This window comes from Tistrella arctica (assembly GCF_039630945.1).
GTDB classification, from domain to species: Bacteria; Pseudomonadota; Alphaproteobacteria; order Tistrellales; family Tistrellaceae; genus Tistrella; species Tistrella bauzanensis.
Genome location: NZ_JBBKTV010000006.1, coordinates 176,215 through 188,426, shown reverse-complemented (window position 1 = coordinate 188,426; position 12,212 = coordinate 176,215). Strand labels below are relative to the sequence as shown.

The following is a 12,212-nucleotide window of genomic DNA, read 5'->3' as shown; positions in this document are numbered from 1 at the left end:
TCTGTTCATGACCGAGACGATTTTCCGCAACGCCCGCGTGCTGGACGTGGTGGCCGGCGCCTATGTCGACGGCCAGTCGGTGCTGGTCGCCGATGGCCGGATCAAGGCTGTGGCCCCGGATGCCCATCGCATGGCCGGTGCCGATGCGGTGGAGATCGACGTGGCCGGCCGGGTGCTGATGCCGGGCCTGTGCGACGCCCATGTCCATGTGACCGCGATCATCCCCAACTTCGCCGAACTGGGCCAGATGGCGCCAAGCTATGTGACCGTGCACACGGCCGACGTGCTGAAGGGCATGCTGGGGCGCGGCTTCACCACCGTGCGCGATGCCGGCGGCGCCGATTGGGGGCTGGCGCGCGCGATCGCCGAAGGCTCGCTGCCGGGGCCGCGGCTGCTGTATTGCGGCAAGGCGCTGTCGCAGACCGGCGGCCATGCCGACATGCGCGGACCCGGACAACAGGAGCTGGGCGAGTGCTTCTGCTGCGCGGGGCTGGGCAAGGTTTGCGATGGTGTGCCCGAGATGCGCCGTGCCTGCCGCGACCTGATCCGCACCGGAGCCACCCATCTGAAGCTGATGGTCTCAGGCGGGGTCGCCTCGCCCACCGACCGCATCGACAGCACCCAGTTCGCGATGGAGGAATTGCGGGCGGCGGTGGAGGAGGCCGAGGCCGCCAACATCCCGGTGATGGGCCATGCCTATACCGCCCGCGCGATCAACCGGGCGCTTGAGGCCGGGCTGACCTCGATCGAGCATGGCAATCTGCTGGATCAGAGCTCGGTGGACCTGTTTGTGGCGAAAGACCGTTTCCTGGTGCCGACGCTGGCCACCTATCGCGCGTTGGCCGATGAGGGGCTGGAGGCGGGCATGCCGGCCCCCCTGCACCGCAAGGTCTATGACGTGCTGGATGCCGGCATGGATGCCCTGAGGCTGGCCCATCGGGGGGGTGTGAACATCGCCTTCGGCACCGATCTTCTGGGCATCATGCATCGCCGGCAGTTGACCGAATTCGCGCTGCGGGCCGAGGTGCAGGCGCCGATCGACATCCTGCGCTCGGCGACCATCGTGGCGGCACGGCTGTTCCGGATGCAGGACCAGATCGGTCAGGTGGCCGAAGGCTTCCGCGCCGACCTGATCATGGTCGATGGCGACGTGCTGCATGATGTGGCAGCCTGGGCCACGCCCGAGACGTCGATCCGGCTGGTGATGAAGGACGGCGCGGTGATGGTGGCGCGCTGATCGCCAGCGACCCTTCAGCGGCCTCATCCGCTCGGGTCTCCCTTGCGCAGCGACAGCCGCGATCGGCAATGGTGGAGTTGACGGCGTCTGCACTGCTATGCTGCGCCGCCGGCCCTTTATCCGTGCCGCAGATCTGCGGCCGATGCGGGTGGCCGCGATGGGAGACCTGGAATGCCCGAACAGAACGAACCGCTCAGCGCGCGCAAGACGATGCTGCTGACCGGCGCCAGCCGCGGGATCGGCCATGCCACCGTGAAGCTGTTCTATCAGAATGGATGGCGCGTGCTGACCGTGTCGCGGGCATCCTTCGATGCCGACTGCCCCTGGCCCGGCGGTCGGGAGAGCCATATCCAGGCCGATCTGTCCGATCCGGCGAGCTATGCCACGATGGCCGACGAGGTGCGCAAGCGCCTGGGCGGCGGGGGATTGAGCGCCCTGGTCAACAATGCCGCCATCTCCCCCAAGCGCCCCGGTGGTGCGCGGGCGGGGGTGGCCGAGACCGATTACGAGACCTGGCTGTCGGTGTTCAACGTCAACCTGTTCTCGGCGGCGATGCTCTCGCGGCTTCTGCTGCCGGAATTGAGTGGCGCCGGCGGCACCATCGTCAACGTCACCTCGATCGCCGGATCGCGGGTTCATCCCTTTGCCGGCGCGGCCTATGCCTGTTCGAAGGCGGCGCTGGCGGCGCTGACCCGCGAACAGGCCTTCGATTTCGGCCGGCTGGGGGTGCGGGTCAACGCGATCGCTCCCGGCGAGATCGATACCTCGATCCTGTCGCCGGGCACCGAGGAGATCGTCAAGACCCAGATCCCGATGCGCCGGCTGGGCGACCCCAAGGAAGTGGCCCGCACCATCCTGTTCCTGTGCTCGTCGGATGCGTCGTATATCAATGGCGCGGAAGTGCACATCAATGGCGGCCAGCACGTCTGATCGGGGCCTGCCATAACGGATACGCCGGAACGACAAGGGGCGGACATGATGATGTCCGCCCCTTGTCTCGTTGAGCCTGCCCTGGCCTGAAAGGGCGGATCAGTGCCGCGTGCGGCCGCGCGGGCCGGTGTCGTCCTCGAACAGCTCGGCCAACTGGTTCATCACCGTGCCGCCAAGCTGCTCGGCGTCGACGATGGTGACGGCCCGCTTGTAATAGCGGGTGACGTCGTGGCCGATGCCGATCGCCACCAGATCGACCGGTGAGCGGGTTTCGATCCAGTCGATCACCTGGCGCAGATGCCGGTCCAGATAGTTCGAGGTGTTGACCGACAGGGTGCTGTCGTCGACCGGCGCGCCATCCGAGATCACCATCAGGATGCGGCGGTTCTCGTGGCGGGCCAGCAGGCGGTTATGCGCCCACAGGATCGCCTCGCCGTCGATGTTCTCTTTCAGCAGGCCTTCGCGCAGCATAAGGCCCAGATTCTTCCGCGCCCGCCGCCACGGCCAGTCCGCCGATTTATAGACGATGTGGCGCAGATCGTTGAGCCGGCCCGGCGTCGCCTGCTTGCCGCTGTCGAGCCATTTCTTGCGCGACTGGCCACCCTTCCAGTCGCGGGTGGTGAAGCCCAGAATCTCGACCTTCACGCCGCAGCGTTCCAGCGTCCGCGCCAGGATGTCGGCGCTCATCGCCGCCACCGAGATCGGCCGGCCGCGCATCGATCCGGAATTGTCGATCAGCAGGGTGACGACGGTGTCGCGGAAATCGGTTTCGCGCTCGCGCTTATAGGTCTGGCTGTAGAGCGGCTGCACCACCACACGGGCCAGTTTGGAACTGTCGAGCAGGCCTTCGTCCAGGTCGAATTCCCAGCCGCGCGACTGCTTGGCCAGCAGGCGGCGCTGCAGACGGTTGGCAAGCTTGGTGATCACCCCATGCAGATGGGTCAACTGCTGGTCCAGAAGCCCGCGCAGGCGGTTCAACTCATCGTCGGTCGCAAGGTCGGTCGCTTCCACCACCTCGTCGAATTCGGTGGTAAAGGGACGATAGATATCGGCCGCGGACTCGTTCTCATTGCTGCCCGGCGGCACCCAGGGCCGGACCCGCGACGAGCTGTCCTCGCCGCCGGCGCCGCTTTCGGCATCGGGATCGGTCTCCGCCGCCTCGGCATCGGCCTCGCCATCGCCGGTCTCGGGCGATCCGTCGCTGGACTGGCCGCTGTCGTCGCCATCCTCGGATTTGTCGCCGCCCTCGCCATCGGGCTGATCCTGGGCTTCGGCCTCGGCCTGATCATCGGACTCGTCGGGCTCGCGATCCTCGTCGAGCTCGCCCTCGGCTTCGGTCTCGATGTCCAGATCGGCCAGCAATTCGCGGATGCCGTCGGCGAAGCGGCGCTGGTCGCCCAGCACATCGGGCAGGCGCTCAAGATCGGGGCCGGCCTTCGACTCGATCACCGGGCGCCAATGCTCGACCAGCGCCTCGGCGACCTCTGGCGTCTTCACGCCGGTCAACCGTTCACGCAGCATCAGCATCGCCGCCTCGCACAGCGATTCCGGGCTGTCATCGACCATCAGCCGCTGCGGCTGCTCGCGCAGATGATCTTCCTGAAGCCGGGCCAGATTGCCGCGCACGCCGGTCATGGCGCGGCTGCCCAGCGCCTCGATGCGGAGCTGTTCGCAAGCCTCATACAGCCGCCGCGACAGGTCGCCCTGGGGCTGGCGGGCCATGTGGACCCGGGCATCGTGGTGGCGCACGCGCAGCGCGATCTGGTCGGCCTCGCCACGGATGCGCGTCACCTGTTGTTCAGGCAGGTTGCGCATCGGCGCGCGCAGGTTCACCCGCTCGCCGCGCAGGCGGGGCGGTTCGAAGGTGAAGCCGACTTCGAGCTGCGGCGTGCCCGCCATCGCCTTGACGGTACTGGTCAGGGCACGCTTGAACTGCTCGACCGACTGCGGATCGTTGCGCTTGCGCATGGTCCTCAGCCCAGATGGCGGATGCCGGGAACGTGCAGCTCGGTGCCGAAGCAGCGCTGATAATATTCAGCGATCAGCGGCCGCTCCACCTCGTCGCACTTGTTGAGGAAGGTGAAACGGAAGGCGAGCTGGATGTCCTTGAAGATCCGATAGTTCTCGGCCCAGGTCAGCACGGTGCGCGGCGACATGACGGTCGAGATGTCGCCATTGATGAAGGCGCTGCGGGTCAGATCGGCCAGGGCCACCATCGACCGCACGGTCTTCTGGCCCTCGGCATCGTCGAAATCAGGCAGCTTCGACAGCACGATCGCGGTCTCTTCCTCGGCCGCGAGGTAGTTCAGCGTCACCACCACGTTCCAGCGGTCCATCTGGCCCTGATTGATCTGCTGGGTGCCGTGATAGAGCCCGGTGGTGTCGCCGAGACCCACGGTGTTGGCGGTGGAGAACAGGCGGAAATAGGGGTTCGGGCGGATCACCCGGTTCTGTTCCACCAGGGTCAGCTTGCCTTCGTTTTCCAGCACCCGCTGGATGACGAACATCACGTCGGCGCGGCCGGCATCGTATTCGTCGAAGACCAGGGCGGTCGGGCGCTGAAGGCAGAACGGCAGGATGCCTTCCTTGTACTCGGTCACCTGCTTGCCGTCGCGGAGCACGATGGCGTCCTTGCCGATCAGATCGATGCGGCTGATATGGCTGTCCAGGTTGACGCGGACACAAGGCCAGTTCAGCCGGGCGGCGACCTGCTCGATATGGGTCGACTTGCCGGTGCCGTGATAGCCCTGGATCATCACGCGGCGGTTGTAGGCGAAGCCGGCCAGGATGGCGAGCGTGACATCGGGCTGAAACCGATAGGTCAGGTCCAGATCCGGCACGTGTTCGCTGCGCTCGCTGAACGCCGGCACCACCATGTCGCTGTCGATGCCGAAGACCTGTCGCACAGACACCTCGATATCCGGCATCGACTGGGTGTTCATGGTGGGGGCGGCCAGGGTCTCGGAAGCCATGGGAAGGAAATCTCCGCTGGGGCAGGTGGATGCGGTCGGCCTGTGGGGTCAGGGTCGATCTGCGGTTCAGATGTGGATGGCGCGCCGGGACAGACCCGGCTTCCATCGGCATCGCCAGGCTGCGGTGGGGAGGCCGCACGCCGGACGCCCGGCACACGAACACCCCTCCGGATGTGTATCGGCGCCGGCTCAGGTCCAGTCTGACGCGCGGTGCATCAAAAAGGAATAGGCCTGGTTGACGGTTTTCATCCGTTCCTCGGATGCGGCGTCGCCCCCGGTGACGTCCGGGTGAAGCCGTTTGGCAAGTTTCTTGTAGTGGTCCTTGATCTGTGGCAGGTCGCGGGTCGGATCGATACCAAGCGTTTTGAAGGCGTGGCGTTCCTCATGGGTGAAGCGCGCCTCGGCCATCACCCGCACCCGCTCGGCGGCGCGGTTGGCGGCACCGAACATGCCGAACGGGTCGCGGGTCTGGCCGTTGCGCAGCAGTTCCGCCGCCGTCCTGGCGATTTCGTCGGCCTGATCGCGGTCGGCGCTGGCGAACGGCCAGCTCGGCCGGTGCCAGGTCATGTCGTCATGCAGATGGCGGTCGATCTCGGCCGAACTCAGGCCCTTGAAGTAGTCCCAGCCCTTGTTGTAGGCGCGGACATGCTCCATGCAGAAAAAATGATAGTCCCGCAACCGGTCGCGCGATTTCGGTGCGCGGAATGCTCCCGCCTCGCCGCAGCCCTCGCAGTCGCAGAGCCGGGTTCCGTCGGGGGCATAGGCAGCGCTACGCCGGATGCTGAAAAGCTCGATCGCCATGACGGCAGAATATGCGTTACGCGCGGCGGTGCGGCAAGTGGGGCGCCCCTGCCGGCGGCTCTAAAACCGACCGATGCCTCAAAAAGCCGAACGCCCGCGCAATCCGCAAGGCGGGATCGCACGGGCGTTTCGATGCCGGGTCGCGGCCGGCCGGGCCGCGATCGTCACCGGACCGTCGCTCAGGAGGCGTCGGCCAGGCTGCGAGCCAGGGTGCTCAGCGCTTCCTGATGCTTGCCGTTCTGGATCATCGAGAAGTTGCGTGCCAGTTCCAGGCACATGCGCTGACGGGGGGTCATCTCGACCTGACCGCCCTGCTCCAGACCTTCGAAGAAGTAGGAGATGGTGACGCCCAGCGCCTGCGCGATGTCGTAAAGGCGGCCGGCGGCGATGCGGTTGATGCCACGCTCGTACTTGTGCGCCTGCTGGTAGGTGACGCCGATCATGTCGGCCAGCTGCTGCTGGGTCAGGCCCAGCATGATGCGGCGCTCGCGGATCCGCGCGCCGACATAGCGATCGACTTCCTGAGCCCGGCTCTTGGTGGTCTTCATGGGGACGGTCCCTTCTTCGGAGGGTGTTGCAACTGCAGAGGGGGTTGTCATTGTTTCCGCACCTTCGTGATGACGTGACGACGGAGCGGGTGGGTTCCCGTTTGGCCGCCCTCGGCTTCCGCCTGAATAGAAAGCAATCGGTGTGCCAGTTTGGTTGTTCCACTCGAAAATTGCGCGCTGGTGGTATGCCGCGCGGCCGGAAAGGCACCACGACGCCCGGTTGGGTGCGGTTTCGGGCCCCGCGTACCAGGATCATCAGCGTTCGGCTTAATGTGCGCTTAACGTTTGCGGGTGGATTGGCTGCATCCTGGTCCACTTGGTTGGAAAAGCGTTTCCCATCCTGTGTTTCAACGGCATCATCGCTGTGCGGCTGTGTTCGGCAAGCTGTTTGATCGTGAAACGCTTGTCCCGATATGGCACAAACTGTCCCGCATTGATACTCAGGGGAGAGGCAGGCCGGGGCGGTGCGCGCAATAGGCTTGGGGTTTCGCGCAAGCCGCGCGCGGCATAGCCAATTGGGGTATCATCGGGATATGATCCCAGGAATACGGAGGCCTGTGCCAAAATGACAATGAAGCAGCGGATCGAAAGCAAGCTCACCCAGGCGTTCGCGCCCGAGCGGCTGGAGATCGTCGACGAGAGTGACCAGCATGCCGGTCATGCGGGGCATCGCCCAGGCGGCGAAACCCATTTCCGGGTCGATATCGTCGCTGCCGCATTCGAGGGCGAGACCCGCGTCGCGCGTCAGAGGCGGGTCTATCAGGTGCTTGCCGAGGAACTTGCCGATCGCGTTCATGCACTTGCGCTCTCGACGAGAACGCCGGAGGAAGCACGGCGCGCGCATTGAAAATACACAGGCCCGCGGCAAAGTGGCATGCGATTGCCCTTTGAAACGGGTTCGGGTCGTGTTAATACAACCTTAAATAAAAAAATAAGCAGGTTATCGCGCAAAGGTGTCGTCGGGGAAACAGCCGGCCGGGGGGCCGGACCGAAGGGGGGCGATAGGCACAATGTCCAGTTCACTGATCAATCGCAATGTCGTGGTCGATGGCCGTCGGACCAGCATCCGGCTGGAAGCCGATATGTGGGATGCGCTGACCGAGATCTGTCAGCGTGAAGGCTGCCGGATCCACGAGCTGGCGACCATGGTCAACAGCACACGTCGCGAGTCGACCCTGACCGCGGCGATCCGGGTGTTCATCATGAATTACTATCGCGCCGCCGCGACCGAGCAGGGCCATGCCCGTTCCGGTCACGGCAAGGCGCTGCGTCCGGGCCGCGCCGATCGCAGCGCGATCCAGCGCCGTCTGGAGCGTCTGGCCACCGGCCGTGGCGGCGAAGACCGCGCGGCGCAGCCGGTCAGCCGCCCGTATACCACTCAGGATAATGCTGCCTGACAACCTCGCCATTGGCACTGAGCGCGTAGCAGGTGTTCAGATGTGCAGGTGGTTTCGGCGTCGGCTGCCGTGGTGTGGCCGACGCCGCATCCTGCGTGTTGGCGGCGGCGTGCGGGACATCGTCAAGCTGGGCATTGGCGAGCTGGGCGTTGGCCTGGCGGCGCTTGCGTTCCAGCGCCGGATACAGGGTCTGGAAGGCCACGGTGCCGAGCGGGCGCATCAGCTCGACCAGATGGGTGCAGCCATGCACCCCGCCCACACGCGCGCGGATCGCCTTGGTCCAGCCCGGCACGATCTTCAGCCCGACCAGTTTCTGGAAATTCGCGGCAATATCGCCGCAGATCGAATAGGGCGTGCTGTCCATCACCGCCTCGATCGCCTTGATCTCGAACCCGATGTCGATGGTCAGTCGCACCCACATGTCATGGATGGGTGTGCCGGGATCGAGCTGGCCGCGCCAGCGATTGTCGATCGGATAGGTCTTTACGTCGGTCAGATGGGCTTCGATATCCCACAGGCCATCGTCGCGTTCATAACCGCGAAGGTCGATCTGGCGGGTATGGATGTGCTGGCGGGGCGCCGGCGCAGACAATGGCATGGACGGTCTCCTGAGCGAGCCTGGATGGGGCACGGCTCTCCTGAAGGTCGGGCCGACTGGGACGAACGTTCGATCCAGGGATGTGCCGCCGGAGTATAGGGATTGTCGCCGACGTCGTCATCCCCGGCTTTTGCCTCCCCGGCCTCAGCCGCCGCCCGACAGATGGATCGCCAGCCACAACAGGCCGGGCAGGAACAGGAAGGCGAGCAGGGTGGATGTCACCACCAGCGAGGCGATGTCTTCCGGCGAGCGGTTATAGCGCTGGGCGAACAGATAATTGAACACCGCCACCGGCATCGATGCCTCGACCAGCAGCACGCCCAGCGCCACGCCTTCGAAGCCGAACACCACCCGGCCCAGAAACAGGGCGATCAGGAAGCCGCCGCCGCTGCGCAGCACCGCCAGGCCCAGCGTGCCCAGCGGCCGGGTCGCCTTCATCCGCGCCAGGCTGACGCCCAGCGTGATCAGCATCAGCGGAATGGTGAAGCCGCCGATCAGATGGGTGGTGTTGGCCAGAAACAGCGGCACGTGCAACTCGCCCAGCACGAAGATCAGCGCGGCCACCACCGACCAGGGCGCCGGCTGGCGCAGCAGGAAGCGCCCGGCGCTCTGGCCCGACAGCACCCAGGCGCCGATGGTGAACTGGGACACGGCCGAGACCGCGAAGAAGCCGATGGCGAAGCCCAGGCCTTCCTTGCCGAAGGCGAACAGGCACAGCGGCAGCCCCATATTGCCGGCATTGCCATAGATCATCGGCGTCAGATAGGTCCGCCAGGGCAGGCCGGCCATGCGCAGGATCGGCCAGGCCAGCAGCCCCATGCCGACCATGGTCAAGGCCGCCGCCAGCGCGAAGGCGCCGAAGGCGTCGGGCGCGATGGTGCCGTTGGTCAGGCTTGAGAAGATCAGCGACGGCACGCCGACATTGGTCACCAGATTGGTGATGAAGCCGGTGTCGTAGGGCTGTTTGAACACCCGGATCCAGCTGAAGCCGATGGCGGCACAGATCAGGATAGGGGCGATGATCGTCAGCAGTTCGCCGATCATCCAGGACCTCGCTGTCGCTGATCGGATGTGGTCATGACCGGTCGGGATGCCGGCCGGCGGGACGCTGGGCAAGGGCGGTTTCATCGGCCGCGCGCAGGCGCAGCTTGGTGATCCGGTTGCGGTGCCGGCGCAGCACCTCGGCCTCGATGCCGGCGATGCGGAAGCGCTGGCCGACCTCGGGGATCAGCATGGCCTCGTGAATGATCAGGCCGGCGATGGTGGCGGCCTCGTCATCGGGCAGTCGCCAGCCGGTCTCGCGGTTGATGTCGCGGATGGTCACCGTGCCATCGACCAGCAGGCTGTCATCGGGCTGGCGCTCCAGCCCCTCGATCGCGATGTCATGCTCGTCGACGATCTCGCCCACGATCTCTTCCAGAATGTCCTCCAGCGTCACCAGCCCTTGAATGGTGCCGTATTCGTCGATCACCAGGGCGAAATGGGCATGGCGCTGGCGGAAGGCATGCAACTGGTCGTGCAGGGTGGTGCTGTCGGGGATGAACCAGGGCGTGCGGGCAAGGCCGCCGACATCGATCCGCGCGGGGTCCCCCCCGGCCTGGGTCAAGGCCCGCAGCATGTCCTTGGCATGCAGCACGCCCACGATGTTGTCGGGCTCGCCGCGCCACATCGGCAGCCGGGTATGGGGGCTGGCGGTCACCTGCGCCAGAATAGCCGATGGGTCCAGATCGGCATCGATCGTGGTCATCTGGCGACGATGCACCATGATCTCGCCCACAGTCAGGTCGGCCAGATCCAGGATGCTCGCCAGCATTTCCTTTTCGGTGCGGGTCTCGGCATCGGTGGCCTCAGGGTCGTCATACATCCGGATCGCGCCGCGCAGATCATCGGCCGACACCATCATCTTGTCGTTGTCGAGCCGGATGCCGAAGATCCGCGCGATGCCGCGCACCAGCAGGCCGATCACCCGCGAGAACGGCCCCAGCACCCGCACGGTCATCGTCAGCGGTCCCGACAAGGTCAGGGCCAGACGGTCGGGATAGTGCAGCGCGATGGTCTTGGGCAGGATCTCGGCGAAGATCAGCAGCAGCAGGGTCATGCCCAGCGTGGCGATGGCGACGCCGGCATCGCCGAACAGGGTGATCAGGGCGCTGGTGGCCAGAGACGAGGCCAGGATGTTGACTGCGTTGTTGCCGAGCAGGATCGACCCGATCAGCGTTTCGCGTTTCGCGGTCAGGGCCTCGACGCGGCGGGCGCGGACGTCGCCCTCATCGGCCCGTTGGTGCATGCGGGTGCGCGAGGCTGCGGTCAGCGCGGTCTCGCTGCTGGAAAAGAACGCCGATGCGGCGATCAGAACCAGGATGGCGAGCAGGGACAGCCAGAGTTCGGCGGTCATCGGCGGGCGGGTCTCTCTCCCGGTCGGAACATCGGCCGGATCATCCGGCCGACACGATCTGGGGGCTGGCGTCTGACGTGTCTGCGTCCGTGCGGCCGGCCAGCACATCGCCGATCAGGGTCGCGACCTCGGCCGGCGCCACATCGTCGGCGATGAAGCTCCGGCCGATGCCGCGTGCCAGAATATAGCGCACCCGGCCTTCGCGGGCCTTCTTGTCCTGGGCGATGGGGGCCATCAGCCCGTCGACCGTCCAGTTGACCCCGGCCGCGTCCTGCGGGCGGACCGGCAGGCCGGCGGCGGCCAGATGCCGGGTCAGCCGTGCCAGATCGGCCGCCGGGCACAGGCCCCGGCGCACCGACAGCCGGAAGGCCAGCACCATGCCGATGGCCACCGCCTCGCCATGCAGCAGCCGGCCGTCATAGCCGGCGACCGCTTCGAAGGCGTGGCCGAAGGTGTGCCCCAGATTGAGCAGGGCGCGCTGACCGGTTTCGGTTTCATCGGCGGCGACGATCCGCGCCTTGGCGGCGCAGGACCGGGCGACCGCCTGATCGCGGGCGCCGCCGGCCGTGCTCAGCACCTCGGTGCCCCGGGTCTCAAGCCAGTCGAAGAACGGCGCATCGTCGATCGCGCCGTATTTCACCACCTCGGCATAGCCGGCGCGGAGTTCGCGGGCGGGCAGGGTGGACAGAAGATCGGTATCGGCGATCACGACCGCGGGCTGATGGAAGGCGCCGATCAGGTTCTTGCCGTGGGGTGTGTTGATGCCGGTCTTGCCGCCGACCGAGCTGTCGACCTGGGCCAGCAGGGTGGTCGGCACCTGTACGAAGCAGGTGCCACGGCGCAGCACGGCGGCCGCGAACCCCGACAGATCGCCGACCACGCCGCCGCCAAGCGCGATCACCGGCTGGCCACGCTCGATGCCGCTTGCCAGCAGCCGGTCCAGCAGGCGTTCCAACTCGCCGAACCGTTTGGTGCCCTCGCCCGGCGGCAGGATGATCGCCTGATGGTCGATGCCGGCATCGTCGAGGGCGGCGCGCAAGCGGGCCAGATGATGGGTGGCCACCGTCTCGTCGGTCACCACCGCGGCGCGGCGGGCGCCGGTCAGATCACGCACCAGCCGGCCGGTCGCGGCCAGCACGCCGCCGCCGACCATGATGTCATAGGCGCGGTCGCCCAGCGGCACATGCACCCGCCGCACCGGCGCGGCGATGCCGGGGATCGTGACCAGATCACCGGCGGGTGGCAGAGAGGCGATGGCGGATGCGGCGGCGGTCATCGGCGGATCTGGCTCCGGGGTCGCTGAGGTGAAGGCGGGGATGGTGGTCGGGCGGGGG

The 12,212-nt window shown here is 66.5% G+C and carries 12 protein-coding genes; 4 read left to right on the top strand and 8 right to left on the bottom strand.

Annotated features, from left to right (window positions below; genetic code table 11):
- The first annotated feature begins 7 nt into the window (after positions 1-7).
- Both WG924_RS14875 and WG924_RS14870 read left to right on the top strand, forming a co-directional pair.
- Positions 8-1,237, top strand: a complete 1,230-nt coding sequence (locus WG924_RS14875; protein ID WP_345933833.1) for a metal-dependent hydrolase family protein — start codon at positions 8-10, stop codon at positions 1,235-1,237.
- Positions 1,238-1,408: 171 nt separating this feature from the next.
- Positions 1,409-2,167 carry an SDR family NAD(P)-dependent oxidoreductase gene (locus tag WG924_RS14870; protein ID WP_188575736.1) on the top strand — a complete coding sequence of 253 codons (759 nt, stop codon included), beginning with the start codon at positions 1,409-1,411 and terminating at the stop codon, positions 2,165-2,167.
- Between the two features lie 99 nt (positions 2,168-2,266).
- On the opposite strand, the gene cobT is transcribed toward WG924_RS14870, so the two are convergent.
- From cobT to WG924_RS14850, 4 genes are all read right to left on the bottom strand, one after another.
- A complete protein-coding gene (gene cobT / locus WG924_RS14865; protein WP_345933832.1) occupies positions 2,267-4,135 on the bottom strand; it encodes a cobaltochelatase subunit CobT in 1,869 nt (622 codons plus the stop codon).
- A 5-nt stretch (positions 4,136-4,140) separates the two neighbouring features.
- Entirely contained in the window at positions 4,141-5,139 is a 999-nt protein-coding gene (gene cobS, locus WG924_RS14860) for a cobaltochelatase subunit CobS (RefSeq protein WP_345933831.1), read from the bottom strand.
- Positions 5,140-5,328: 189 nt separating this feature from the next.
- Complete coding sequence (locus WG924_RS14855; RefSeq protein ID WP_345933830.1) at positions 5,329-5,940, bottom strand: DnaJ domain-containing protein; 612 nt, start codon at positions 5,938-5,940, stop codon at positions 5,329-5,331.
- A 179-nt stretch (positions 5,941-6,119) separates the two neighbouring features.
- Complete coding sequence (locus WG924_RS14850) at positions 6,120-6,488, bottom strand: helix-turn-helix domain-containing protein (protein ID WP_014743857.1); 369 nt, start codon at positions 6,486-6,488, stop codon at positions 6,120-6,122.
- Positions 6,489-7,053: 565 nt separating this feature from the next.
- Here WG924_RS14850 and WG924_RS14845 point away from each other — a divergent pair.
- Positions 7,054-7,335, top strand: a complete 282-nt coding sequence (locus tag WG924_RS14845; RefSeq protein ID WP_345933829.1) for a BolA family protein — start codon at positions 7,054-7,056, stop codon at positions 7,333-7,335.
- A 163-nt stretch (positions 7,336-7,498) separates the two neighbouring features.
- Entirely contained in the window at positions 7,499-7,885 is a 387-nt protein-coding gene (locus WG924_RS14840) for a ribbon-helix-helix domain-containing protein (RefSeq protein WP_188575745.1), read from the top strand.
- Here WG924_RS14840 and WG924_RS14835 read toward each other — a convergent pair.
- The 4 genes from WG924_RS14835 to aroB form a co-directional block, all read right to left on the bottom strand.
- A complete protein-coding gene (locus WG924_RS14835; protein WP_345933827.1) occupies positions 7,848-8,483 on the bottom strand; it encodes a DUF2889 domain-containing protein in 636 nt (211 codons plus the stop codon). The two genes, WG924_RS14840 and WG924_RS14835, sit on opposite strands and share 38 nt — an antisense overlap.
- A gap of 144 nt (positions 8,484-8,627) precedes the next feature.
- The gene (locus WG924_RS14830; RefSeq protein ID WP_345933826.1) at positions 8,628-9,527 is read right to left on the bottom strand and encodes an AEC family transporter; all 900 of its coding nucleotides are present in this window, start codon (positions 9,525-9,527) and stop codon (positions 8,628-8,630) included.
- A 31-nt stretch (positions 9,528-9,558) separates the two neighbouring features.
- Positions 9,559-10,878 carry an HlyC/CorC family transporter gene (locus WG924_RS14825; protein WP_345933825.1) on the bottom strand — a complete coding sequence of 440 codons (1,320 nt, stop codon included), beginning with the start codon at positions 10,876-10,878 and terminating at the stop codon, positions 9,559-9,561.
- 40 nt (positions 10,879-10,918) lie between these two features.
- A complete protein-coding gene (aroB, locus tag WG924_RS14820) occupies positions 10,919-12,154 on the bottom strand; it encodes a 3-dehydroquinate synthase (protein ID WP_345933824.1) in 1,236 nt (411 codons plus the stop codon).
- Positions 12,155-12,212: the final 58 nt, after the last annotated feature.

Bases quoted from the DNA above. Each gene is read 5' to 3' on its own strand.
- WG924_RS14875 (WP_345933833.1), top strand. From the start codon at position 8: ATGACCGAGACGATTTTCCGCAACGCCCGCGTGCTGGACGTGGTGGCC.
- WG924_RS14870 (WP_188575736.1), top strand. From the start codon at position 1,409: ATGCCCGAACAGAACGAACCGCTCAGCGCGCGCAAGACGATGCTGCTG.
- cobT (WP_345933832.1), bottom strand. From the start codon at position 4,135: ATGCGCAAGCGCAACGATCCGCAGTCGGTCGAGCAGTTCAAGCGTGCC.
- cobS (WP_345933831.1), bottom strand. From the start codon at position 5,139: ATGGCTTCCGAGACCCTGGCCGCCCCCACCATGAACACCCAGTCGATG.
- WG924_RS14855 (WP_345933830.1), bottom strand. From the start codon at position 5,940: ATGGCGATCGAGCTTTTCAGCATCCGGCGTAGCGCTGCCTATGCCCCC.
- WG924_RS14850 (WP_014743857.1), bottom strand. From the start codon at position 6,488: ATGAAGACCACCAAGAGCCGGGCTCAGGAAGTCGATCGCTATGTCGGC.
- WG924_RS14845 (WP_345933829.1), top strand. From the start codon at position 7,054: ATGACAATGAAGCAGCGGATCGAAAGCAAGCTCACCCAGGCGTTCGCG.
- WG924_RS14840 (WP_188575745.1), top strand. From the start codon at position 7,499: ATGTCCAGTTCACTGATCAATCGCAATGTCGTGGTCGATGGCCGTCGG.
- WG924_RS14835 (WP_345933827.1), bottom strand. From the start codon at position 8,483: ATGCCATTGTCTGCGCCGGCGCCCCGCCAGCACATCCATACCCGCCAG.
- WG924_RS14830 (WP_345933826.1), bottom strand. From the start codon at position 9,527: ATGATCGGCGAACTGCTGACGATCATCGCCCCTATCCTGATCTGTGCC.
- WG924_RS14825 (WP_345933825.1), bottom strand. From the start codon at position 10,878: ATGACCGCCGAACTCTGGCTGTCCCTGCTCGCCATCCTGGTTCTGATC.
- aroB (WP_345933824.1), bottom strand. From the start codon at position 12,154: ATGACCGCCGCCGCATCCGCCATCGCCTCTCTGCCACCCGCCGGTGAT.